The following is a 22,945-nucleotide window of genomic DNA, read 5'->3' as shown; positions in this document are numbered from 1 at the left end:
CCGCATCGGACGACCCAGCATCGAAGCGCTTCGAATACATTCCGGTACCGCCACCCCAGAGGGACTCCTGTGACCGACATTCATCCCCCTTTCCGTGACGGCCGGTTGCCCGTTGCCGAGCGCGTCGAGGATCTGCTCGGACGGCTCACGCTCGACGAGAAGATCGCGATGCTGCACCAGTTCGCGCCGGCCGTCGAACGTCTGGGCGTCGATGCCTTCCGCACCGGCCAGGAGGCGCTGCACGGTGTCGCCTGGATGGGCGCCGCCACGGTGTTCCCCCAAGCCGTGGGGATGGGTGCGACCTGGAACGAGGAGCTGGTGCGCCGGGTGGGCGAGGCGGTCGGCACCGAGACGCGCGCCATGAAGGCGCGCGACCCCCGGGTCGGGCTGAACGTCTGGGCACCGACGGTGAATCTGCTGCGGCATCCGCTGTGGGGCCGCAACGAGGAGGGGTACTCCGAGGACCCCGTGCTGACGTCCGCCGTCGCGGTCGCCTACACCCGCGGCCTGCGCGGCGACCACCCCGTCCACTGGCGTACCGCACCGGTGCTCAAGCACTGGCTGGCACACAACAACGAGACGGACCGGGACACCACCTCCTCGTCGGTCAGGCCGCGCGTGCTGCACGAGTACGACCTGCGGGCCTTCCGCACGGCCGTCGAGGCGGGCGCGGTCGCCGGGGTGATGCCGTCCTACAACCTCGTCAACGGGCGGCCCAACCACCTCTCCCCGCACCTGCTCGACCAGCTGCGCGACTGGACCGACCGGTCGCTGGTGGTGTGCTCGGACGCGGGTGCCCCGTCCAACCTGGTGGACTCCGAGCACTACTACGACACCCATGAGGAGTCCACGGCCGCCGCGCTGCGCGCCGGGGTGGACAGCTTCACCGACCACGGCCAGGACTCCTCCGTCATCGACGGCCGGCTGCGCCGCGCACACGAACAGGGGCTGATCGACCAGAAGGACATCGACCGGGCCGTACGCCGGCTGCTCCGCATGCGGTTCGACCTCGGCGAGTTCGACCCCGGCACCGGGCCGTACGCGGCCGCCGCCGGCTTCGACACCCCCGGACACCGTGCGCTCGCCCAGGAGTGCGCCGAGCAGGCCGTGGTGCTGCTCAAGAACGACGCCCTGCTGCCGATCGCCGACGGAGCGCGCGTCGCCGTCGTCGGCCTGCTCGCCGACGAGTGCAAGCTGGACTGGTACAGCGGCACGCTGATCCACCGCTCGACCCCGCTGGACGGGCTGCGGGAACGATTCGGCGCGCAGAACGTCGTCTTCGCGGAGGGCGCCGACCGGGTCCGGCTGCGGTGCACGTCCGGCTGGGTGCGGGTGCCCGAGTCGTCGGAGCCCGAGCAGGCGCGGGGCGCCGAAGGCGCCCTGGACCCGGCGCTGCTCGCCGGGCGCACCGATCTGCCGCCGCTGACGTGCGGCGACGAGGCGTCGGAGCTGGCCATGATCGACTGGGGCCACGGCGTGCTCACCTTCCGCGCTCCTGACGGGCGGTATCTGTCGGTCGCCGAGGACGGATTCCTCCGCGCCTCCGCCGACCAGCCGGGCGGCTGGGTCGTCCAGGAGACGTTCCGGCTGAGGGAGCACGGCGCGGGGCACCTCCTTGAGCACATCGGGACGGGCCGGTACGTGTCCGTCGCCGCCGACGGCCTGAAGGTTGCCGACATCGGGGAGGTTTTCGGCGTCGAGATCACCGAGCGCGGCGAGGACGCGGCCGCCGCGGCCGCCGCCGGCGCCGACGTGGTGGTCGTCGTCGCCGGGAACGACCCGCACATCAACGGCCGGGAGACCGAGGACCGGCGCACGCTCGCCCTGCCGGGCCATCAGGACCGCCTGTGGCGCGCGGCCGTGGCCGCGAACGCGCGCACGGCGCTGGTGCTGGTCTCCTCGTACCCGTACGCGGTCGCCGACGCGCACGCCGCGCTGCCCGCCCTGCTGTGGACCGCGCACGGCGGGCAGGCGGCGGGCACCGCCCTGGCCCGGGTGCTGGCGGGCGACGTCTCCCCCGCCGGCCGGCTGCCGCAGACCTGGTACGCGGCCGATGCCGATCTCCCGGATCTGCTCGACTACGACATCATCGGCAGCGGTCAGACCTACCTCTACTTCGCGGGGACGCCCCTCTACCCGTTCGGCCACGGCCTGTCCTACACGTCGTTCCGCTACGAGGGCCTGACGGCGGCACGCGAAGAGGACACCGTCACGGTGTCCCTCACCGTCACCAACACCGGTACCGTCACCGCCGACGAGGTCGTCCAGCTCTACACCCGCGCCCTCGACTGCGCGGTGCCGCGCCCGGCGCGTCAGCTGGCCGCGCACCGCCGCCTCTCGCTGGCCCCGGGCGCGTCCGCACGGCTCGGGTTCGCCGTCCCCGTCGCCGAACTGGGCTTCTGGGACGTGGCGCGGGGGCGCTGGACGGTCACCGCGGGCCGGTACGAGTTCCTGGCCGGCGCCTCCAGTGCGGACATCCGGCAGACGGTCACCGCCGAGATCGACGGCGAGGCGCCCGCTGTCCGCGCGACGGTGGGACGCCCGGTCGAGGCGGCCGACTACGACGAGCAGCGCGGCACACTGATCGTGGACCGGGCCAAGACGTCCGGGGACGCCGTGACACCGTCCCGTGACGGCGCCCCTGGGGAGCTCGTCTTCCGCCGGTGCGACCTCGAGGGCGCCGGGTCCGTGTCGGTCGAGGTGTCCGCGACCGGGCCGGGCGCCGTCGTGCTGCGGCTGGCGGACGGGACGGTCCTCGCGGCGTTCGACGTCCCGGCCACGGACGGGGTGTACGACTACGTGACGTCGGGCCGCGCCCTCTCGGCCGCCGGGCCGGCCGGCAGCGGTCCGCACGACGTCCATGTCGAACTGAGCGGTCCCGTGCGCCTCGCGCGGCTGCTCTTCTCGGCATAGCGGGTCCGTCGGCTCCGCCCGGACGACCGCCGACCGCCGACCGCCGACCGCCGACCGCGGACCGCGGACCGCGGACCGCGGACCGCCACGAATGTGTGGTCTCACCGCGGCCGGCGGCCTGTCGGGCGGAGCCGACGATCTTGCCTGCCGGAGAATGGAACGCGACTTCGTGGATTCACCTCTTCGAGGTCGGTTCTCCGGTTTACCGAAAGGCAGTGGTGGCATGGCCGTCGACGCACCCGGCGTCGCCGTCGCGGGTGAGGACGAACGCCGAGTGCCGGGGAACGGCCGGCCCGGGCGGTTCGCCCGATGGCGGTCCCTGTGGCCCGCGGCCCTTTCGCTGCTGCCGCTGGGACTGCTTGCTCTGGCGTCCTGGTACGGCCGGCATGTGCGGCCGAGCGCCGACGAGTGGTGCTTTCTGCCCGTGGTCCGCGAGGACGGCATCTCCGGTCTGATCGGCAAGTTCTGGTTCACCGACAACGGACGGTTCGCCAACGGCCTGCTCGTCGGCCTCTACGCCGAGTTCCCGGTCGCCGGGCATCAGTGGTTCGGCCTGGTGAGCGGCGTGGTGATGCTGGTGCTGCTCTGGGCGCTCACCGTCCTGGTGCTGCGCAGGACCGGGCAGCGGGTGCCGCGTGGCGTGCCGCTGCTGGTTGCGGCGACGGTCTGTGCGCTGTTCCTGTTCGCGACGCCGAACACGTACAAGACGTTCTACTGGCCGGCCGCGTCCGTCTCGCACACCCTGGCCCCCGTGCTGGCGTGCGCCGCTGCGCTGCCGCTGCTGTGCGTCCGTGGGCGGCGAGGCAGGGCGGCCGCGCTGGTGACGGTCGCCGTCACCGGGGTGTTCATGGGAACACTGTCCGAGGAGGTGTCGGTCGTCGCTCTGGTGGTGCTCTCGGGCGTGGTGCTCTTCGCCCACCGGATCTTCGCCGGGCGGGCGTGCCGTTTCGCGCGGGTCTGGTCGCTGACGGGAGCCGCCGGAGTGGCGGTCGGCACACTGCTGTTGGTCACCTCGCCCGGGTCGCGCAACCGGCGCGAGCGGTACGGGGCGGAGACCACGTCCATGCTGGCCCCGGAATCCCTGCTGGGCGCCCTGCGTGGCTACGCACGGATCCTCGAGACGGTCCTCACCACCTGGCAGTACGCCGGCGCGGTCGCGGTCGGTGTGCTCCTGGGGCTGGTGGCACGGGGACGGCGGAGCGGGAAGCCGGTGCTGCTGCCGCCACGACCGCTGTTCCTGACCGGTCTCGGGGCCCTCGCCTTCCTGGTGTCCGGCTATCTGTGCACCGTCATCACGTATCCCGTCTTCGGCATGAAGGTCGTCACCACCGAGCGGACCTGGAACGACTATCTGCTGCTGTACGTCCTGCTGCTGGTGGCCGCCGGTGCGTTCGCCGGCCGGGCGCTCCGGCCGCGCCTGGCCGGGCGGCGGACGGGCATGGTCAAGACCGCGGCCGCCGCCGTGTGCGCCGTGGCGGTCCTGGGACTCGTGGCTCCTCTGGCCGGTCTCGGGCACGACATGCGGGTACGGGCCGAGCGGTGGGACCGCCAGGACCGTTTCCTGCGCGAGGGCGCGGCGCGGGGAGCGACGGAGCTGCCCTACACGCCGCTGTCGGTGAGCCGGATGCTGGAGCCGTTCAGTCAGGAAGGGCGCCGGAAGTGGCCGGCGCAGTGCGTCGCCGACTACTACCGCCTGGACGGGGTCACTTACTCAACGCGGCTTCCCTGACGCGCGCGTCGGGCTGCGCGGGGGCGCTCTCGTCGGTCTCACGGATCACGTAGTGGGGTCGGCGCTTGGACTCGTGGTAGATGCGGCCCACGTACTCGCCGATGACCCCGAGGGTGGCGAGCTGGATCCCGCCGAGCCCGACGATGGCGGCGATCAGCGTCGCGTACCCGGGAGTGTCGACGCCGTCGAGGAAAACGTTGGCGATGATCCACAGTGCGTAGACGAGCGCCGACAGGAAGAGCCACAGTCCGGTGTGGATCGCCAGCCGCAGCGGCCGGCTGTTGAAGGACAGCAGCCCGTCGATGCCGTACTCGAGCAGCCGCCGTCCGCCCCACTTGGAGCGGCCGGCGGCTCGCCGCACATTGGTGTAGGTGAAGCTGACGGTGTCGAAGCCGATCCAGGAGAAGAGCCCCTTGGAGAAACGGTTGGACTCCGGCATGGTCAGCAGCGCCTCGACGGCCCGGCGGGACAGCAGCCTGAAATCCCCCGCTCCGTCGACGACTTCGACGTCCATGGAGCGGCGCACGAGACGGTAGTAGGCCTGGCTCAGCAGCGTCCGCACCGCACCTTCGCCCGTACGGTCCCGCTGGGCGACGACCTGGTCGTAGCCGTGGCTGTGCAGTTCCAGCATGCGGGGAACCAGGTGCGGCGGGTGCTGCAGGTCGGCGTCCATGAGGACGACAACGTCGCCGCGAGCCATGCGCAGCCCTGCGAGCATCGCGGACTCCTTGCCGAAGTTGCGGCTGAGCGAGGTGTAGCGGACACGGTGATCGGCCGCCGCCAGCTCCTTGAGGCGCGCTCTGGTCCCGTCGCCGCTGCCGTCGTCGACGTAGCAGATCTCGAAGGCGGTGGCGCCCGGCTCGAGGGTGCCGACCAGCTCCTCGTGGAAGGCGTCGATCACGTCGTCCTCGTTGAAGCAGGGCACGACGACCGAAGTATGGACCGTTGTCATCTCACTCCATGCGGTGGGGGCGGGCTGCTTCCCCGCAGCCCGCTGCATGGAGGAAGAGGGCAGACGGGACACCGGGGTTGCCTTCACGCTGGCTCGGCGATCGGTTCGTCACCGGGCATTGGGCCGTCGGCGGGCGCGTCCCGGCTCGTCCAGGCTGCCTCCGATCGGCGGAGGTGTCAGGTCCGGTTCCGGTTCCGGCGCCGGAGTGCCGCGGAGCCGCAGACGAGGACGAGCGCCAGGGCGGCGGCGCCGACACCGGCCAGGATCGTGGAGCGTTCACCGGCGGCGCGGGCCGATCCGGCGACCGCCGGACCGGGCCGGCCGGAGGACGGGGCGGAGGCGGAGGCGGGAGCGGAGGCTGGAGGGGAGGCGGGGACCGACGAGGCAGGCGGGGCTGGGGACGGAGGCGCCGGTGGGGGCGGGGGTGGGGGTGGTCCGGGCTGTGCGCCGCTCTGCCGGGGGTCTTCGTCGGGGGTGAGGACCACGTCCGAGCACGAGTAGTACGTGTCGGGGGTGTCCGTGTTCCGCCAGACGGTATACAGCACATGACGGCCCGTGAGCCCCGAGGGCAGACGTCCGCTGATCCGGTACGCCCCGTCCTCGAGCACCGGGTCGGTGACCGTGGCGAAGGGGCGGTCCTCGAGATCGGCCCACCGCAGCGGCGCGGCCGGGTCGTACCCCTGCTCGGTCAGATACAGCTGGAACGTTCCCCGGTGCGGGATGCTCGAACGGTAGGTGAGCGTGAAGGGGCCGCCCGCCGTCAGCGGCGTGGCCGGCCAGTCGGCTCGGGCGACGTCGAGGCCGCGGTACGCCGCGAGACCGGCGCTGCACAACTGTCCGTCGGGGACGGCCGCACGGTCCCTGTCGGCGACGCCGGGCAGCCGCAGGTCGTCCCAAGCTCCCAGCTCCGCTCCCCCGTTGGCCGCGACGGCGGCCCGGCAGGCGCCCGACGCACGCTGTGCCCCTTCGACCCCGCAGACCACGGTCCTGCTGACCGGGTCGGTCGGCGCCCCGTGCGCCCGGGCGGGACCGGCGGCGGCCAGCAGGACCAGGAACACGGCGCCGGCCGGCGCGGCGACGGCTGTGATGCGGCGGCGTCCGGTCATCGGCTGCGCACCTCCTCGGTGCTCGACGGCTGCCGTGGAGTACGGCCGCGGCGCGGCGGGCGTTCAGCACGGCGGGCGTGCCGCTCGGCACCGGTGGCGCTGGAGGCGTGGGCGGCCGCGGGTCACAGGGTGATGCGGGCGACGATCGGAAGGTGGTCGCTGCCTGTCGCGGGCAGCGACCGGACGTGCGTCACCTTCGCCGACCGGGCCAGGATCTGGTCGATCCGCGCGAGTGGGAAGGACGCCGGCCAGCTGAACGCGAATCCCGGGCCCGCCACGCCCACATGGGCCAGAACCGGGTCGAGGCCGCGGTCGTCGACGGTGCCGTTGAGGTCGCCCAGCAGGATCAGCCGGGACGGTTGCTCGGCGGCGAGGGCGGCGCCGAGCAGCCGCGCGCTCTCGTCGCGCCAGGCAGAGCTGAAACCGCTGCCTCCGATGCGCACCGACGGAAGATGCGCGACGTGGACGGCGACCTCGGCCCGCGGGGTCAGGACGGTGGCCCGCATTCCGCGGTTCCAGCCGGGACCGATTTCGCGGGGCTTGATGTCCACCGGCCGGACGTCCTTCAGGGGATGTCTCGACCACAGGCCCACCGTGCCCACGACGGCGTGGTGCGGCATGTCCCGGCCCAGCGCCTTCCGGTAGGCGGGCAGCGCGGACGGGGTGACCTCCTCGAGGGCGACGAGGTCGGGGCGTACACGCAGCAGTGCCCGCGCGGTGCCGGCTGGATCGGCGTTCACGTCGCTGACGTTGTGCTGCACGGCGACGATCCCGGCGGGTCCGCCGGGCGGGGGCAGCAGCAACGCGCCGAAGAGCCCGAGCCAGGCGGCCGCCGGGAGCAGCAGGGCGATCAGGGCCGTGACGGAACGGCGCAGCAGGGCGGCGGTCAGCAGGACCGGCACCGCGAGACCGAGCCACGGCAGGAACGTCTCCAGCAGACTGCCGAACCGGCCGACGGCGTTCGGCACCGCGGAGTGGAAGGCGAGCAGACAGGCGACGATCACGGCGAGGGCCGCGATCACGCGGCCGCGGCCGAAGCGGGAGCGCCCTCGGCGGTCGGTGCCCCGACTGCCCCTGCGGGGCAGCCGGAAGCGGCGCCGGCCCGTGTCCCGACCGCTGTCGTTGCTGCCGTTCTCACCGGCGCCGCGTCCGTCGGCGCCGTGCGCGCTGTGTCCATGCGCGTCGGTGTCGTGCTCGTCCGCGTCGTTCATGCCCCGCCGCTCCGTTTCCCCGTCGGACCGACGATCTTGCCAGCTCGCAGCGGAGTGACGGACACCGGTGCGGTTCAGGGGGACGAACGGGCCGGGGACACCCATCGGCATCCAGCCGATGTCCGTCCGGCCGCAGTCGGGGCCGGCGGCACCGGCCGGTCAGTCGTTCGCGGGTTTCCGCGCCACCACGAGGCGGAGTCGCGGGCTGCCGTCCGCCAGGTGCCCCAGCTCGGTCAACGGCCGCATCTCCACCGTGAATCCGGCCCGGCGGAGGTCCGTGAGCACTCCGGAGAGCGGGAAGGTGCGGTAGTACATGACGAACCGCGGCCGCCACACGGCGTTGCGCACCCGCATGGCCACGTCGAAGCCGAGCAGCTTCCAGTAGAGCGCGGAGCCCGGTCCGGGTGGCGCGGGCGCCGGGAACGCGAAGGTGCCGCCGGGGCGGAGGGCGGCGTACGCCTGGGCGAAGAGCAACGGGCGTTCGCGCGGCAGGAAATGGCCGAAGGCGCCGAAGCTCACGGCCAGGTCGAAGGCAGGGGCGAAAGGCAGGGCCCGCGCGTCCGCCCGGACCCACGACACGGCCGGGGTGCCGGGGCGGGCCGGCGGATCCGCGGTCGGCGGCACGGTGGCGGTCGCCTCGGCGAGCATCCCGGCGCTGAAGTCCACGCCCACGGCCCGCTGCCGGCACACCTGCCGCAGCACCCTCATGCCCGCCCCGGTGCCGCAGCAGATGTCGAGGCCGGCTCCGAAGGGACCGAGCGGCCGCAGCGCGCCCGTCACGGCGTCCAGCAGCCGGTCCGACGTCCTGAACGGCGTCAGGTCGAACTTGGGGGCGAGCAGGTCGTAGCCGTGCTCGATCGAGGAGAGCGCCTGCGCGGCGAGTTCACGAAGCGTGGGGCCCTGGGCGGTGAACATCGCCGTCAGCGTAGCGCCTGACGGGCCGGCGGAACCCGGCGATCACTTTCGTCATATTGACGATAAGCTTCCTGGCTTATATCGTCACAGAGACGAAAAGAGGGGGTACTGTCATGGCCGACATCACCGCACGTCTCGGTTGGCGCCACCTGCGCGCCGCGCCCACCGCCCATGTCCGCCACCACCGGCGCGGAGGCCTCGCCCACGACGGCACGGGCCTCAGCTTCTGGTTCCGCGCACTGACCGCCGCGCTGTCCGAGGTCCCGGTCGACGACCGGGAGCTGGCCGTGTCGTTCCACGCCCGCACCGCCGACTTCCAGGACGTCTCGGTGCAGGCCACCGTGACGTACCGGATCAGCGATCCCTCGACGGCCGCGGCCCGGCTGGACTTCTCCATCGACCCCGACACGGGGGCGTGGCGCGCGGCGCCACTGGAGCAGATCGCCACCCTTCTCACGGAGACCGCGCAGCAGCACGCCCTCGACGTACTGGCCCGCACGCCGCTCGCGTCGGCGCTCGCCGACGGTGTCGCGGCCGTGCGCGCCCGCATCACGGAGGGACTGGCCGCGGAGCCGCGGCTGCCGGCCACCGGCATCGAGGTGGTGGCGGTGCGGGTCGTGGCGATCCGCCCGGAGCCCGAAGTGGAACGTGCCCTGCGCACCCCGGCGCGCGAGCAGATCCAGCAGGAGGCGGACCGCGCGACGTACGAACGCAGGGCCGTCGCCGTGGAGCGGGAACGTGCCATCGCGGAGAACGAACTGGACAGCAGGATCGAGCTGGCTCGCCGCGAGGAGCAGCTGGTCGAGCAGAACGGCACCAACGCCCGGCGCCAGGCCGAGGAGAGCGCCGCGGCGGACGCCGTGCGCGCGGACGCGGAGGCGAAGCGCACGGTGCGCCTCGCCCGGGCGGAGGCCGAGGCGGCGAAGGAGGTCGGCGAGGCACGGGCCGGGGCGCAGGCCGCATGGCTGCGCGTGCACGGGGAGGTGGATCCCGCGACGCTGCACGCACTCACCGCGACCCGGCTCGCCGAGAACCTGCCGAGGATCGACAGCGTCACCCTCTCCCCCGACGTGCTGACCGGCCTGCTCGCCAGGCTCGGCGGGCGGGAGGCGGACGGGCAGGGCGGGCCGGCCCCGCAGGGCCGGGCGGGCGGCGAGGGAACCCAGAGCCGGGCGGGCGGAGCCGGCCGGACGGGCGGGCAGGGCGGCGGCCGGTCGTGACCCTGGCCCCGCGCGCCGTCCTGGTGCACCGCAGCACCGAGTACGAGGAGTTGCTGGCCCGGCACGGGACCCACGGCCAGGCCGACTTCTTCCTGACGTCGCGCGGCCGCGGCATCCGGGAGGTGGCCGAACGGCACCACCGTACGCGGCGGGCGCTGGCGGACGTGTCGGCCGCCGTCCCGCTGCAGTGGCGCCAGGCCCGGGTGGAACGGCGGGATCTCGACAGGTTCCTGTTCGGACCCGAGGACGTGGTGGTCGTGGTGGGGCAGGACGGACTCGTCGCCAACACCGCCAAGTACCTCACGGGCCAGCCGGTCGTGGGCATCGACACGGAACCGGGCCGCAACCCCGGGGTCCTGGTGCGTCACCGCGCGAAGGACGCACGGCGGCTGCTGCGCTCCGCCGTTCTGCCGGGCCGCACGGCCGACGAGCTGACGATGGTGGAGGCCGTCGCCGACGACACCCAGCGGCTGCCGGCGCTCAACGAGATCTATCTCGGTCCACCCGGCCATCAGACCGCCCGTTACCGTCTCGGACACGACGGCGACGACGACGACGGCGGCGAGGTGGGGCGGGGCGCGGAGCCCCAGGCATCGTCCGGGGTGCTGGTCGGCACGGGCACCGGCGCGACGGGGTGGCTGCGCTCCGTGTGGCAGGAGCGGGGCGGACCGGTCGCGCTGCCGGGGCCCACCGACCCGCGGCTCGTGTGGTTCGTCAGGGAGGCCTGGCCGTCCCCCACGACCGGCACGAGCCGGGTGGCGGGCGCGCTGGCGCCGGGTCGACGGCTGCGGATCACGGTGGAGTCGGACCGGCTGGTGGTCTTCGGTGACGGAATGGAGAGCGACTGCCTGAGTCTCACCCGGGGGCAGTCGGTATCCGTGGGCATCGCGGACACGTCGTTGCGGCTGCTGGATTGAGCCGCGGCAGCCTCCCGAGGGAGCGGCCGAATGGCCGGACATCGCCCTAGCCGCTCCCTGGGCAGGTATCTACCATTCGATCAACTCCCGGCCTGCAGAGGTCGCGAGCCCGGCGCGCGCATGTCATGTACATGACTCTTCAACAATTCCGTGACGCGCGCCGCGGAACGAGAGCTCACTCCAGCGCAACTGGTCCGCGACGGCCGCACCGCCCACGCGGGCGGCCGCACCCCCCGACCGACGGCCGGCACCGATGTGTGACGGCCGCCCGGAACCGACAGCAATGGATCGGAGAACCCCATGACCGGTGGAATGCTGGTGAGCGGCGCGATCGCCGCGCTGTTCGCCTCCGCGCTCCCCGCCCAGCAGAGCCCGTCCGCCATCACCGACCCGCCGCCGGACAAGATCGTGATCGAGGTCGCGACGGTCAACGGCTCCGGATGTCCCGCGGGGACGGCCGCCGTCGCCGTCTCACAGGACAACACGGCCTTCACCGTGACCTACAGCGACTACCTCGCCCAGGTCGGCGGCGGCGCCCCGGCCACCGCGTTCCGCAAGAACTGCCAGCTCAACCTGATTGTGCATGTGCCACAGGGCTTCACGTACGCGATCGCGAGCGCCGACTACAGAGGCTTCGCCTCGTTGCAGCCCGGCGCGAGCGGTACGGAGAAGGCCTCGTACTACTTCCAGGGCTCGCCGAGCACCGCGTTCCGGTCCCACACGTTCGAGGGCCCGTACGACGACAACTGGCAGGCCACGGACCAGACCGACTGGGCGCAGCTGGTCTGGGCACCCTGCGGTGTGCAGCGGAACTTCAACATCAACACCGAACTCCGGGTCAACGCGGGCACGTCGGACCCTGCGCAGACCAACTTCATGACCATGGACTCCACCGACGGCGACATCAGCACGATCTACCACATGGCCTGGAAGGAGTGCCCCGGACGCTGACCGCCGCCGGTCTGAACAGCCCCGGCCGGGGCGCCCCCTCCCGGCCGGGGCGCCCCTCGGGGAGCCGTCACAGCTCCTTGGCCGGACCCGGGGGCTCCGCGCCGTGCGGCGGCTCGGCGGCGGCCGGGTCGAGGATGCGCATCAGGAAGTCCCGGGTGCGCGGCTGCTGCGGGTCGCCCACGACCTGCTCGGCGGGCCCTTCCTCGACGATCACTCCGCCGTCCATGAACACGACCCGGTCGGCGACCTCCCTGGCGAAGCTCATCTCGTGGGTGACGACCATCATCGTCATGCCCTCGGCCGCCAGCTGCCGCATGACCGAGAGGACGTCGCCCACCAGTTCCGGGTCGAGCGCGGAGGTCGGCTCGTCGAAGAGCATCACCTCCGGGCCCATGCTCAGCGCCCGGGCGATCGCCACCCGCTGCTGCTGACCGCCGGAGAGCTGCGACGGATAGGCGCCGGCCTTGTCCGACAGACCGACGCGTTCCAGGTTCCGCCTCGCCACCTCGGCGGCCTGCTCCTTGCCCCGGCCCAGCACCCGCCGCTGCGGCAGGGTCAGGTTCTCGGTGACGCTGACGTGGGGGAAGAGGTTGAACTGCTGGAAGACCATGCCGATCCGGCGGCGCACCGCGTCGATGTCGACATCGAGGTCCGTCACCTCCGTACCGCCGACGAACACCTGGCCGGCGGTCGGCTCCTCCAGCAGGTTCACACACCGCAGGAGCGTCGACTTGCCCGAGCCCGAGGGGCCGATGACGCACACCACCTCGCCCCTGGCGATGTCGAGGTCGATGCCGCGCAGCACCTGGTTGTCGCCGAACGCCTTGTGGAGGCCCCGGATCTCGATCTCCGGGCGATCGGTGCTGTCCATGCTCCCGCTGCTCCTGCCGTTCGTGCCGCTCATGTCCCGCGCGACGCCGCTGCCGCTGTCGTTCACGTTTTCCGACGACCTTGGCCCGATACGCATTCCAGCCGTCACCTGGCCTTGTCGGCGCGGGCCTCGAGGCGGCGCACCACGAAGCTGAGGGGCACGGTCACCAGGAGGTAGCAGAGCCCGGCCACGAGGATCGGCGTGGAGTTGGCGGTCTGACTCGCCAGGTCCCTGCCGAACTTGGTCAGCTCGCGCTCCTGGAGGGTCACCCCGAGGAACAGCACCAGTGACGAGTCCTTGAAGAGCAGGACCAGTTCGTTGGTGAGCGGCGGGATGACGATGCGGAACGCCTGCGGGATGACGACGGACACCATGGCCCTGGCGTGCGAGAAGCCGAGCGAGCGGGCCGCCTCCATCTGCCCCTTGGGCACCGCCTGGATGCCTGCCCGGATCGTCTCCGCCATGTAGGCGGCGGCGACCAGCCCGAGGCCGAGGGCGACCTTGCCGTAGGTGCCGCCGGGGATCTCCGTGCCGGGGAAGGCCAGCGGCACGGCCACACCGACGAAGATGAAGATCAGCAGCGCCGGCAGGCCACGGAAGATCTCGATGTAGACGCTCGCCACCCACCGGTAGGGGGCGACCGACGACAGCCGCATCAACGCGATGACCAGGCCCAGGACCAGCCCGAAGAGGAAGCCGGACACGGTGTAGACGACCGTGTTGCGCAGCGCGGTGGTGATGATGTCCGGGAACAGTTCGGAGACGAGGTCCTTCTGCGCGAACTGGTTCTGCAGACGGTCCCAGTCGGCCTTGAGGCCGATCACGACCAGGACCGCCACGAAGATCGCGTACTGGACGGCCTGCGAAACCCGCTTCCGCTGGCGGCGGGTGAGCCGTGAGGTCACGAGCGCGCCTCGGGCAGCGGGCCGATCCACTGCTTGTAGAGCTTGTCGTACGTGCCGTCGGCGCGGGCGTCCTTGATCGCCTTGTCGATGGCGGCCCGCAGCTTGTCGTTGCCCTTCTTGACCGAGAAGCCGTACTGCTCACCGGTCTCGATGTTCTCCCCGATGACGAACCGCTCGGCGTTGGCCTTGTCCTTCAGCCAGCCCTGGACGACCGGGTAGTCGATGACGACCGCGTCGACCTGGCCGGTGCGCAGCCCGTTCAGGACGGCGTCCGAGCTCTCGAAGGCGACGGGGTCGAAGCCCTGCTTCACGGCGTAGCTCTCGCCGGTCGTCTCGGCCTGCGCGCCCAGCTTCTTGTTCTTGGACTTGATGTCGTCCAGCGACGTCACGCCGCTCTTCTTGGTGGCCAGCAGCGCCTGGGTGGCGTCGAAGTAGGGGACGGAGAAGTCCACGTTCTTCTTGCGCTCGTCGGTGATCGTCATTCCGGCGGCGGCCAGATCGCACTCGCCGGAGTTGAGGAACGCACCGGTCTTGAAGTTCTCGAAGGGGGTGTCGAGGATCTTCTGCTCCACCTCGAGGTTCTTCGCCACGAGATCGATCAGGGCGACGTCGAACCCGACGACCTTGCCGTCCCGCTCGAACTGGAAGGGCGGGTAGGGAAGGTGGGTGCAGGTGGTCAGCTTGCCCTTCTCCACCACGGGGACACCGCCCGCCGCCGTTCCGGGCCCGTCGTCCGAGGAGGAGCATCCGACGGCGAGGAACATCCCGGCAGCCACCACGCCGGCGGTGGCGCGGACGCGGAAACTGCTGCGGTGGGTGCGGTGGCCGCTGGCCGTCCCGAACACGATGACCTCCATGGGTGGGGGGACGGGAGGCCGCAGTCCGCGACCGCCCGCCGAGATGGTAAGCCACGGGGCGCATGGTGTGACGGAGCTGTCCACCAGGTGTTCCACTCCTCGGACGGCCGGCTCGGCTGCCCCAGGGGCGGCCACGTCCCTCCGGTGCACCGGCCTCCCGGACACGGGACTCTTCGTCCGGCCCCACCGGCCGGTGCCCGCGGGCCTGTTCGGCTCGCCTAGGCTGGGCGCGGCACACATCCGGGCGGGGTCCGGCGACCGGCGAGGAGGGGCGGCATGGGCGGACGGGTACGGCTCGCCCTCGCGACCGCGCTTCCGGCAGCGCTGTTCGGTGTCTGGTCCGTGTTCCTCGTCCTCACCGGTACGGGACCGGGGGCGCAGCCCTCCGCCGTACCGATCGCGGTGGCGCCCGCCGCCGCCCCGCCGCCTCTCGCGGCGGCTCAGCGCATCACGGACGGCGGGCCCCGGTCACGGCCCGCCGAGACGGTCCGTCAACCGGCCGCCGCCGAGAACAGTGCGCGGCCGCCCGGCGCTCCGCCGGCCCTGCCCGGTGAGGGCGCCGCCCCGTACCTCGAGCCCCCGCACGGTGCCGAGCCGGCCGGTCCCTGCCAGGAGCGGGCGCCGCCGTCCGGCCCGTACGACCCGCGGCACACCCGCGGCCCTCCCTCCACGCGGCACAGCTGACGTTCCCAGGCGTCCGCCGGCCGGTGCTGCGGCATGCCCGCAGACAGCCCACGCGCGACGCGCCTTTCCCCTTGCGTCCTTGAACCGCAGGCGCCGGGCGCGCCTGCGTGCTGCCCCGTGGAGCCCCCATGTCATCTCGAGCAACGTTCTGGCGGGCGCTGATCGCGCTCGCCGTCGTCGCCGTGTCCCTGTACGTCGCCCTCACCACACCTGCCCGGCTCGGCCTCGACCTGCGGGGCGGGACCCGTATCGTCCTCGAGACCCGGGACTCCCCCACCGTGCGGGCCGATTCGGCCGCCACCGACCGGGCGATGGAGGTGCTGCGCCGGCGTATCGACGGCCTCGGGGTCACCGAGCCCTCGCTCGCGCGCTCCGGTGAGCGGCGCATCATCGTCGAACTGCCCGGCCTTCAGGACCCGCGTGAGGCCGCCGAGGTCATCGGCCGGACCGCGCAACTCACCTTCCACCCGGTCACCGCGTCCTCCTCGGGGCCTGCGAGCGGCCCCGCGAAGGACGGCACCCGTGTCCTGGCCGACCCCGACGCTCCCGGCCGGTTCCTGCGGCTCGGCCCGCCGGCCCTCACCGGCGACGGTGTCGACGACGCGGAGGCGGTGCTCGACACACAGACCGGCCGCGGCTGGACCGTCGACCTCTCCTTCCGGGGCGACGCCGGGCAGCAGTGGGCGAAGATCACGGGCGAGGCCGCCTGCGCGGCGCCCGAGGAGCCCGCGCGCAGGGTCGCGATCGTGCTCGACGACCAGGTGGTGTCGGCACCGGGCATGCAGAGCGGCGTTCCCTGCGGTGCGGGCATCACCGGCGGCTCCGCACAGATCACCGGCGGCTTCTCCGCCGAAGAGGCGCGCGATCTGGCCACCCTGGTGAAGGGCGGCGCGCTGCCCGTGCCCGTGACGACCGTCGAACAGAGCACGGTGGGCCCGACGCTGGGCGCGGAGGCCATCCGGGCCAGCGCTGCGGCCGCGCTCATCGGACTCGTGTGCACCGGCGCGTTCATCATCGTCGTCTACCGGTTGCTCGGTCTGCTGGCCACGGTGGCGCTCGCGCTGTACGGGCTGATCTCGTACGCCGCCGTCGTCGCCCTCGGCGCGACGCTCACCCTGCCGGGGCTCGCCGGGTTCGTGCTGGCGATCGGGATCGCCGTGGACGCCAACGTGCTGGTCTTCGAACGCGCGAGAGAGGAGTACAACCGGCCCACGGGCCGGCGCGGTACCCCTCCGCGCGACCTCAGGCGTCCGTTGCGCACCGGTTTCTCCAAGGCCTGGAGCGCGGTGGCCGACTCGAACATCACCACGTTGCTGGCGGCTGGGCTGCTCTTCGTCTTCGCCACGGGGCCGGTGAAGGGCTTCGGCGTGACCCTGGCCATCGGTGTGCTGGCGTCCATGGTGTCGGCCATGGTGATCACCCGGCTGCTCGCGGAGTGGGCGGTACGCGTGCCGTTCGTCCGTCGCCGCCCGGCCCTGACCGGTATGTCGGGGACAGGGCGGCTGCGGGCCCGGCTCACCCGGCGGACGCCGCGGCTGATGCGGCACCGGCGCCGCTGGCTGGGGATCTGCTCGGGGCTGCTGCTGCTCGCGGTCGCCGGGATCGGGGTGCGCGGGCTGGAGTTCGGGGTGGAGTTCACCGGCGGACGGGTCGTGCAGTACGCGGCGGAGCGGTCCGTCGACGCGGACACCGCCCGCCGGGCCGTCGTCTCCGCCGGTTTCCCCGACGCCGTCGTGCAGTCCACCGACGGCAACGGAATCTCCGTACGTACGAAGGAGCGCGGAGACGCCCAGCAGGAGCGCATCCGTGAGGCGCTCGACGGCGTCGCGGGGAAGGTGACCGTCGAGCGGGACGACCTCATCGGGCCCAGCCTCGGCAGCGAACTGCGCAGGTACGCCCTCATCGCGTTGAGCGTCGCCGTCGCCGCACAGCTGCTGTATCTGTCGGTGCGCTTCCGCTGGACGTTCGCCACGGCCGCCGTCGTCGCGATGGCGCAGGACGTGCTCCTGGTCGTGGGTCTGTTCGCCTGGCTCGGCAAGCCGGTGGACAGCGTCTTCCTCGCGGCGCTGCTGACCGTCGTCGGTTACTCCGTCAACGACACGGTCGTGGTGCTCGACCGGCTGCGCGAGCTGCGACGGACCGGCGGCTCGATCCCGCTGGGAGACCTGGCCGACCGGGCCGTCGCACAGACCCTGCCGCGTACGGTCAACACGGGTATGGGGGCGCTGTTCGTCCTGGTCGCGCTGGCCGTCCTGGGCGGTGATTCGCTGACCGACTTCTCCGTCGCCCTGCTCGCGGGGGTGGTGCTGGGCATGGCCTCGACGGTCTTCACCGCGATGCCCGTGGCACTGGTGCTCCAGTCCCGGTATCCGGAGGAACGCGACTCCCGGAGCGGTAAGCAGGCGAAGGAGCGGGATCGGGAGCGGTCGGGCGCCGTGGTCTGAGACCCGGCGGCGGAGCCACGCGGGCCGCCGCCGTCGCGGCAGCGGATGCTGCGGCGACGGCGGCGACTGCGGATGCGGATGCGGATGCGGCGGTCCGTGCGCGGGGCCCGCTCAGGCGGCCGCGCCCCGCTCCAGCGCGGCGACCGCGGCGGCGGCGCGGACGCCCTCGACCAGGGCTTCCGCGTCGTGGACGGTCAGTGGGGCGGGGGTGGTAACTGCTCACCGGGGAGTGCGTACAAGGTCAAGTCCGCTCGATCGTGTGATGGTCCGGGTGCGGGCTTGCGGTGCCCTGGGCTGATCGGGTTAACGTGATCTTGCGATCTGGGACGCCGGGAACGGAGCCAGCGTGCGGAGCCCCCTCTCCTCCAGAGAGAACGTTTGGGGCCTCTCCGTCGCCCTCTGTCCGTACCCACTTGGCCAGGTCGTGAGGGAACTGGCCTCCTTGGATCGGACCACGCACGCGATGCGTGTCGCCGCCCAGGGGTCGAGTACGCCGGGGACCAGTGCGCCCAAGACCGTTCGGGGTGTGCGGCTGAACGGACTAACGCCTGCTCAGTCTTCAGGAACGGTGGTGGTGATGCTCACGGGTCTCTCCTGGTGCGGTGTTCCGGCGGTGCCGGGGGCGGGTTCTGGTCGATCGGTGGTGCGGCGGTGCCGAGGCGCGGGATCCCGGTGGGCGTTCCGGGTGGCGGGGGTCAGTGGTGGGCCGCGGTGGCGGGGGCCGCTGCCTCCGCCGTGGTCGCCGCGGCCGTGGAGCCGGTGACGACACGGCTGCCGGGCCGGGCCTCGCGGCGTTCGAGAGCGGCGGACAGGACGGCCAGCACCAGGGCGGCCGCCGCGAGAAGGGCGCCGACCCAGTTGGGGGCGGTCAGCCCCATCCCGGCCGCGATCACCATGCCGCCGAGCCACGCGGACAGCGCGTTGCCGAGGTTGAAGGCTCCGATGTTGACGGCGGAGGCCAGGGTCGGGGCGCCGTGGGCCTGGTCCAGGACACGCTTCTGCAGTGGAGGCACGGTCGCGAAGCCGAGCGCACCGATCAGCACGATCGAGACGGCGGCCGCGACCTTGTGGTGCGCGGTCAGCGTGAACAGGCCGAGGACCAGGGCGAGAGCGGACAGGGTGATGTAGAGCAGGGGCATCAGGTGCTTGTCGGCGTACTTGCCGCCGATCAGGTTGCCGCCGACCATGCCGGCACCGAAGAGGACCAGCAGCCAGGTGACGGAGGTGTCGGCGAAGCCGGCGACCCCGGTCATCATCGGGGCGATGTAGGTGATCGCGGCGAACACGCCGCCGAAGCCGAGGACGGTCATCGCCATCGCCAGCAGTACCTGGGCATTCTTGAACGCGGCCACCTCGTCCCGCAGCCTTACTCCCTGGGGCCTGGGCATGTCGGGCACTAGCCGCGCGATGCCGGCCAAGCCGATCACGCCGAGCAGCGCGACGATCATGAAGGTGGTGCGCCAGCCGACGGACTGGCCGATGAGGGTGCCGCCGGGGACACCGACGACGTTGGCGACCGTCAGACCGGTGAACATCATCGCGATGGCCCCGGCCTTCTTGTCGGGGGCGACGAGGTCCGCGGCCACCACTGAGCCGATGCCGAAGAACGCGCCGTGGGCCAGTGAGGCCACGATGCGGCCGGTGAGCATCATGCCGAAGCCGGGCGCCAGGGCCGACACGACGTTGCCGAGCACGAACAGGCCCATCAGCAGCATCAGCATCCGCTTGCGGGACACCTTCGTGCCCAGCGCGGTCATCAGCGGGGCACCGACCACCACACCGAGGGCGTAGCCGGTCACCAGCAGACCGGAGGTGGGGATCGACACCCCGAAGTCGGCCGCGACCTCAGGCAGCAGCCCCATGATCACGAACTCGGTGGTGCCGATGCCGAAGGCACCGACCGCCAGAGCCAGCAGGGCGAGAGGCATGGAAGACCTTTCAGAGAATTGCGAGTGCACCTTACGTGCGTCGACAATAGTTGCAGACGCATTTGATTGCAAGCGCGCCGCTTTTCACGAGCCCTGCGCTCACCGTCCCTCACCTCCGGAGGGAGACAGGTCCGTACCAAGCCCTTGACAGTGGGTTAGTTCACTTCTTAAATCACGTGATGAACTAACCTACCTGTCATATCCCTGACAGAGCCCCTTCCTCGCCCCCCACACTCCGGAAGGGAGAGTCATGGACTCCCCGCGCTTCCCCCGCCGCCTGCTTGCGGCCGCCGTGTCCGCAATGGCCCTCGCCGCTCTCGGTACCGGCGTGGCCGACGGCGCCCCCGGGCCGCAGACCGCCCCCGACGCCGTGCAGCCGGCGGCCGAAGCGGCCGCCGTGACGTTCTCCGACGACTTCGACGGGCCGGCCGGCTCCGCCGTCGACGGCGGCAAATGGCAGATCGAGACCGGCGACAACGTCAACAACCACGAGCGGCAGTACTACACGGCCGGCAACCGCAACGCCGCGCTCGACGGACAGGGCCATCTGGTCATCACGGCCCGCCGGGAGAACCCCGGCAACTACCAGTGCTGGTACGGCCGTTGTGAGTACACCTCGGCGCGGCTGAACACCGCGGGCCGGTTCACCACGACCTACGGGCACGTGGAGGCCAGGATGAAGGTGCCGCGCGGCCAGGGCATGTGGCCCGCGTTCTGGATGCTCGGCAACGACATCGGGCAGGTCGGCTGGCCCGCCTCCGGCGAGATCGACGTCATGGAGAACGTCGGCTTCGAGCCGTCCACCGTCCACGGCACTCTGCACGGTCCCGGCTACTCGGGCTCGGGCGGCATCGGCGCGGGCTACACGCTGCCCGGCGGTCAGGCCTTCGCCGACGCCTTCCACACCTTCGCCGTCGACTGGTCACCGAACAAGGTGACCTGGTCGGTGGACGGCAACGTGTACCAGACCCGCACACCAGCCGACCTCGACGGCCGGCAGTGGGTGTTCGACAAGCCGTTCTTCCTCATTCTCAACCTGGCGGTCGGCGGTTACTGGCCCGGCGACCCCGACGGCAGCACGGTCTTCCCGCAGCAGCTCGTCGTCGACCACGTCCGGGTCACCACCGGTGACACTCCGACGACGGGCGGTCCGATCACGGGTACCGGCGGCAAGTGCGTGGACGTGGCGGGCGCGAACACCGCCAACGGCACGCCCGTACAGCTCTGGGACTGCAACGGCACCGCCGCGCAGCGCTGGAGCGTCGGCGGCGACGGCACGATCAAGGCGCTCGGCAAGTGCCTCGACGCCGCCTCCGGCGGCACCGCCGACGGCACACTCGTCCAGCTCTGGGACTGCAACGGCAGTGCGGCCCAGCGCTGGGACGCCAACGCCGCCCGCGACATCGTCAACCCCCAGGCGAACAAGTGCCTGGACGCCACCGGGAACAGCTCGGCCAACGGGACCCGGCTCCAGCTGTGGACCTGCGCCGGGACCGCCAACCAGAAGTGGACGGTGACGAGATGACCCGACCGGACGGCCGGCGCCTTCCCCAGGCCGTCCCGCCGCTCGTCGTGGGCCGGGCGGTCAGGCCGAGCGGGGCGGCAGCGCCCCTTCGACCTCGAACGCCACCTGGTCCGGGTAGCACCACCACCAGCCCTCACCCGGTTCGTAGAAGCGGATGACCGGGTGTCCCGTGACGGCGTGATGGGCGGAGGCATGCCTGTTCTGCGAGGAATCGCAACAGCCGACATGCCCGCAGGTCTGGCACTCCCGCAGATGGACCCAGCCATCACCCTGGGCGACGCACTCGGGGCAGCTGTCGGGACTGTCAGGGCTGACGTCACGGACCTGGTCGAGATGCCCGCAGACCGGGCCCGCCTTCTCACTGGTCGTCATATCGGCCTCCTTCGGCGCCCGGTGACAGCACATGACCGGTGACCGCCCCCGCCGACCCGACCGGTCCGATCCCGCCCACGGCCCCCGACCGGCCCGCCGGGTCCCACGGCCGTCGGAGGAGGCCTCCTGGCGAGGCCTCCTCATGCTCTTCCAGGCTGCCGCCCCTGGGCACCGCTGTCATCTCACGCCGATGCGTCGTGGGCCGTGGCACAGGTCGCGAGGGCGCTCTCGGCAGTGGCGAAGACGCCCAGCGGAAAGTGGGGGGTGGAATCGGCGCTCGCCCGGAGGATGCGCCGCGCCGCGCCGCTGGGCGTGACGACCGCCAAAGGCACCTGCAGACCGCTGCACAGCCGGTGGACCCTCAGCACCGCACTGAGCGTCGCGGCACCGACCACCGGCGCGGCGAGCAAGAGGACCACGGGCAGCGGCAGATGGGAACGGACGAGGCGCGCGATGTCCTGCACCGCGTACGCCCGGCTGCTGATGTCGATGTCGACGCGGACGATGACGACCAGGATCCCCCGGTCGACTGCATGGACGAGCATCGCGCTTCTCCGATCACGCGCCTTATGACTTATGAGAGGTTTGGCCGTATTGAAGCTGCCCGCACGGCAGGCGGGCGAAGCGCCACGACAGACTCGGTCGAAGACGCCCGGACCGGCATGTCCGGCACACGGCCGCCGCCGCGGCCGGGCGCCGCCCCGGCCGGTGTCGCATGCGCCGCAGAAGGTGCCCCTCGGCCCGGCGGCCGCGCGAGGCGCGGTAGCGTCAGGCGCCCACGGTGATCGGAGTCGTACGCATGGCCCGGATATTCAGCGTCTCGGACAGCGTCGTGATCGACGCCGCTCCCTCGACGATCTACGCGCAGGTCAGCAACCCTGCGCTGATGGGGCGGTGGAGCCCCGAGAACCGCGGCGCCATCGTGCACGACGGCCGTGAGAGGGCCTATGTGGGAATGGTCTTCGACGGACGCAACACCCGGGGGCCGTTCACCTGGACCACGCGCTGCACGGTCACCGCGGCGGATCCCGGCGAGCGGTTCGCGTTCCGGGTGCGGGCCATCGGCAGGCGGCGTCCCGTGCTGCCGGGCCGCATCGCGACCTGGGAGTACCGCCTCCAACCGGCCGTCGGCGGCGGGACGAGAGTGACGGAGACCTGGATCGACGACCGTCGGGCGTGGCCGGACTGCGTCGCCAACGCGTTCGACAAGGCGGCGACCCGGGGTCACACCTTCGCCGACTTCCAGCGCCGCAACATCCGCAGGACGCTGGACAACCTGAAGCAGGCGATGGAGTCGGAGCCCGCCTGACGTCCTCAGGAGGGACGGACCCGGGGCGCCGCGTCGCCGACTCCGCGGCGGCCGCCGGTACGCCGGTGCCGGGCGCGAAGGCGGGGGCCCGGGTCCGGGTCCGGGACCGGGTCCCAGTCGGTCCGGGTCCGGGTCC

General features: G+C 72.2%; 19 protein-coding genes. 9 read left to right on the top strand and 10 right to left on the bottom strand.

All coding sequences use genetic code 11. From position 1 onward, the window contains the following. Positions 1-69 precede the first annotated feature (69 nt). Positions 70-2,913: a glycoside hydrolase family 3 C-terminal domain-containing protein gene (locus OGH68_RS34710; protein ID WP_264249503.1), complete on the top strand. Its 2,844-nt coding sequence runs from the start codon at positions 70-72 to the stop codon at positions 2,911-2,913. Between the two features lie 223 nt (positions 2,914-3,136). Beyond that, positions 3,137-4,642, top strand: coding sequence for a DUF6056 family protein (locus tag OGH68_RS34705; RefSeq protein WP_264249501.1), 1,506 nt, complete (start codon positions 3,137-3,139; stop codon positions 4,640-4,642). Here the strand turns inward: OGH68_RS34705 and OGH68_RS34700 are convergent. The 4 genes from OGH68_RS34700 to OGH68_RS34685 form a co-directional block, all read right to left on the bottom strand. Continuing rightward, complete coding sequence (locus OGH68_RS34700) at positions 4,617-5,594, bottom strand: glycosyltransferase family 2 protein (RefSeq protein WP_264249499.1); 978 nt, start codon at positions 5,592-5,594, stop codon at positions 4,617-4,619. The genes OGH68_RS34705 and OGH68_RS34700 overlap by 26 nt on opposite strands. Positions 5,595-5,770: 176 nt before the next feature. Beyond that, positions 5,771-6,700, bottom strand: coding sequence for a lytic polysaccharide monooxygenase (locus tag OGH68_RS34695; RefSeq protein ID WP_264249498.1), 930 nt, complete (start codon positions 6,698-6,700; stop codon positions 5,771-5,773). Between the two features lie 122 nt (positions 6,701-6,822). Continuing rightward, positions 6,823-7,911: an endonuclease/exonuclease/phosphatase family protein gene (locus OGH68_RS34690; protein ID WP_264249496.1), complete on the bottom strand. Its 1,089-nt coding sequence runs from the start codon at positions 7,909-7,911 to the stop codon at positions 6,823-6,825. A gap of 159 nt (positions 7,912-8,070) precedes the next feature. After that, positions 8,071-8,826, bottom strand: coding sequence for a class I SAM-dependent methyltransferase (locus OGH68_RS34685; RefSeq protein WP_264249495.1), 756 nt, complete (start codon positions 8,824-8,826; stop codon positions 8,071-8,073). Positions 8,827-8,939: 113 nt separating this feature from the next. On the opposite strand from OGH68_RS34685, the gene OGH68_RS34680 reads away from it, so the two are divergent. The 3 genes from OGH68_RS34680 to OGH68_RS34670 all read left to right on the top strand — a co-directional run bounded on the left by OGH68_RS34680 (position 8,940) and on the right by OGH68_RS34670 (position 11,914). Beyond that, positions 8,940-10,046: an SPFH domain-containing protein gene (locus tag OGH68_RS34680; RefSeq protein WP_264249494.1), complete on the top strand. Its 1,107-nt coding sequence runs from the start codon at positions 8,940-8,942 to the stop codon at positions 10,044-10,046. Beyond that, positions 10,043-10,963 carry a hypothetical protein gene (locus tag OGH68_RS34675; protein ID WP_264249492.1) on the top strand — a complete coding sequence of 307 codons (921 nt, stop codon included), beginning with the start codon at positions 10,043-10,045 and terminating at the stop codon, positions 10,961-10,963. The genes OGH68_RS34680 and OGH68_RS34675 overlap by 4 nt, the downstream gene beginning before the upstream one ends. Positions 10,964-11,263: 300 nt before the next feature. Further along, positions 11,264-11,914 (top strand): DUF4360 domain-containing protein, encoded by a 651-nt coding sequence (locus OGH68_RS34670; RefSeq protein ID WP_264249489.1) that lies wholly within the window; start codon positions 11,264-11,266, stop codon positions 11,912-11,914. A 67-nt stretch (positions 11,915-11,981) separates the two neighbouring features. Here OGH68_RS34670 and OGH68_RS34665 read toward each other — a convergent pair whose 3' ends face one another. The 3 genes from OGH68_RS34665 to OGH68_RS34655 form a co-directional block, all read right to left on the bottom strand. Continuing rightward, entirely contained in the window at positions 11,982-12,785 is an 804-nt protein-coding gene (locus OGH68_RS34665; protein ID WP_264249488.1) for an amino acid ABC transporter ATP-binding protein, read from the bottom strand. A 104-nt stretch (positions 12,786-12,889) separates the two neighbouring features. Next, positions 12,890-13,690, bottom strand: coding sequence for an amino acid ABC transporter permease (locus tag OGH68_RS34660; protein ID WP_264249487.1), 801 nt, complete (start codon positions 13,688-13,690; stop codon positions 12,890-12,892). After that, positions 13,687-14,547: a transporter substrate-binding domain-containing protein gene (locus tag OGH68_RS34655; RefSeq protein ID WP_413471067.1), complete on the bottom strand. Its 861-nt coding sequence runs from the start codon at positions 14,545-14,547 to the stop codon at positions 13,687-13,689. Before OGH68_RS34655 ends, OGH68_RS34660 begins: the two co-directional genes overlap by 4 nt. 276 nt (positions 14,548-14,823) lie before the next feature. On the opposite strand from OGH68_RS34655, the gene OGH68_RS34650 reads away from it, so the two are divergent. Then, the gene (locus OGH68_RS34650) at positions 14,824-15,231 is read left to right on the top strand and encodes a hypothetical protein (RefSeq protein WP_264249486.1); all 408 of its coding nucleotides are present in this window, start codon (positions 14,824-14,826) and stop codon (positions 15,229-15,231) included. 128 nt (positions 15,232-15,359) lie between these two features. Continuing rightward, entirely contained in the window at positions 15,360-17,675 is a 2,316-nt protein-coding gene (gene secD, locus OGH68_RS34645) for a protein translocase subunit SecD (RefSeq protein WP_264249485.1), read from the top strand. Between the two features lie 695 nt (positions 17,676-18,370). Here the strand turns inward: secD and OGH68_RS34640 are convergent. Then, complete coding sequence (locus OGH68_RS34640; RefSeq protein WP_264249483.1) at positions 18,371-19,603, bottom strand: MFS transporter; 1,233 nt, start codon at positions 19,601-19,603, stop codon at positions 18,371-18,373. A gap of 250 nt (positions 19,604-19,853) precedes the next feature. Here OGH68_RS34640 and OGH68_RS34635 point away from each other — a divergent pair, with 250 nt between their 5' ends. After that, on the top strand, positions 19,854-21,128 hold the full coding sequence (locus tag OGH68_RS34635) for a ricin-type beta-trefoil lectin domain protein (RefSeq protein WP_264249482.1): 1,275 nt from the start codon (positions 19,854-19,856) through the stop codon (positions 21,126-21,128). A gap of 60 nt (positions 21,129-21,188) precedes the next feature. On the opposite strand, the gene OGH68_RS34630 is transcribed toward OGH68_RS34635, so the two are convergent. Both OGH68_RS34630 and OGH68_RS34625 read right to left on the bottom strand, forming a co-directional pair. After that, positions 21,189-21,500 (bottom strand): UBP-type zinc finger domain-containing protein, encoded by a 312-nt coding sequence (locus OGH68_RS34630; RefSeq protein ID WP_264249480.1) that lies wholly within the window; start codon positions 21,498-21,500, stop codon positions 21,189-21,191. A gap of 182 nt (positions 21,501-21,682) precedes the next feature. Further along, positions 21,683-22,045: a hypothetical protein gene (locus OGH68_RS34625; RefSeq protein ID WP_264249479.1), complete on the bottom strand. Its 363-nt coding sequence runs from the start codon at positions 22,043-22,045 to the stop codon at positions 21,683-21,685. Positions 22,046-22,299: 254 nt separating this feature from the next. Here OGH68_RS34625 and OGH68_RS34620 point away from each other — a divergent pair, with 254 nt between their 5' ends. Next, entirely contained in the window at positions 22,300-22,809 is a 510-nt protein-coding gene (locus OGH68_RS34620; RefSeq protein WP_264249477.1) for an SRPBCC family protein, read from the top strand. Positions 22,810-22,945 lie beyond the last annotated feature (136 nt).

Source organism: Streptomyces peucetius (genome assembly GCF_025854275.1).
Lineage (GTDB): Bacteria > Actinomycetota > Actinomycetes > Streptomycetales > Streptomycetaceae > Streptomyces > Streptomyces peucetius_A.
This window is presented reverse-complemented; position numbering and strand designations above follow the sequence as displayed.

Excerpts from the sequence above, each read along its gene's own strand:
- OGH68_RS34705 (WP_264249501.1), top strand. The coding sequence starts at position 3,137 with ATGGCCGTCGACGCACCCGGCGTCGCCGTCGCGGGTGAGGACGAACGC.
- OGH68_RS34700 (WP_264249499.1), bottom strand. The coding sequence starts at position 5,594 with ATGACAACGGTCCATACTTCGGTCGTCGTGCCCTGCTTCAACGAGGAC.
- OGH68_RS34695 (WP_264249498.1), bottom strand. The coding sequence starts at position 6,700 with ATGACCGGACGCCGCCGCATCACAGCCGTCGCCGCGCCGGCCGGCGCC.
- OGH68_RS34690 (WP_264249496.1), bottom strand. The coding sequence starts at position 7,911 with ATGAACGACGCGGACGAGCACGACACCGACGCGCATGGACACAGCGCG.
- OGH68_RS34685 (WP_264249495.1), bottom strand. The coding sequence starts at position 8,826 with ATGTTCACCGCCCAGGGCCCCACGCTTCGTGAACTCGCCGCGCAGGCG.
- OGH68_RS34680 (WP_264249494.1), top strand. The coding sequence starts at position 8,940 with ATGGCCGACATCACCGCACGTCTCGGTTGGCGCCACCTGCGCGCCGCG.
- OGH68_RS34670 (WP_264249489.1), top strand. The coding sequence starts at position 11,264 with ATGACCGGTGGAATGCTGGTGAGCGGCGCGATCGCCGCGCTGTTCGCC.
- OGH68_RS34665 (WP_264249488.1), bottom strand. The coding sequence starts at position 12,785 with ATGGACAGCACCGATCGCCCGGAGATCGAGATCCGGGGCCTCCACAAG.
- OGH68_RS34655 (WP_413471067.1), bottom strand. The coding sequence starts at position 14,547 with ATGGAGGTCATCGTGTTCGGGACGGCCAGCGGCCACCGCACCCACCGC.
- OGH68_RS34650 (WP_264249486.1), top strand. The coding sequence starts at position 14,824 with ATGGGCGGACGGGTACGGCTCGCCCTCGCGACCGCGCTTCCGGCAGCG.
- secD (WP_264249485.1), top strand. The coding sequence starts at position 15,360 with ATGTCATCTCGAGCAACGTTCTGGCGGGCGCTGATCGCGCTCGCCGTC.
- OGH68_RS34640 (WP_264249483.1), bottom strand. The coding sequence starts at position 19,603 with ATGCCTCTCGCCCTGCTGGCTCTGGCGGTCGGTGCCTTCGGCATCGGC.
- OGH68_RS34635 (WP_264249482.1), top strand. The coding sequence starts at position 19,854 with ATGGACTCCCCGCGCTTCCCCCGCCGCCTGCTTGCGGCCGCCGTGTCC.
- OGH68_RS34630 (WP_264249480.1), bottom strand. The coding sequence starts at position 21,500 with ATGACGACCAGTGAGAAGGCGGGCCCGGTCTGCGGGCATCTCGACCAG.
- OGH68_RS34625 (WP_264249479.1), bottom strand. The coding sequence starts at position 22,045 with ATGCTCGTCCATGCAGTCGACCGGGGGATCCTGGTCGTCATCGTCCGC.
- OGH68_RS34620 (WP_264249477.1), top strand. The coding sequence starts at position 22,300 with ATGGCCCGGATATTCAGCGTCTCGGACAGCGTCGTGATCGACGCCGCT.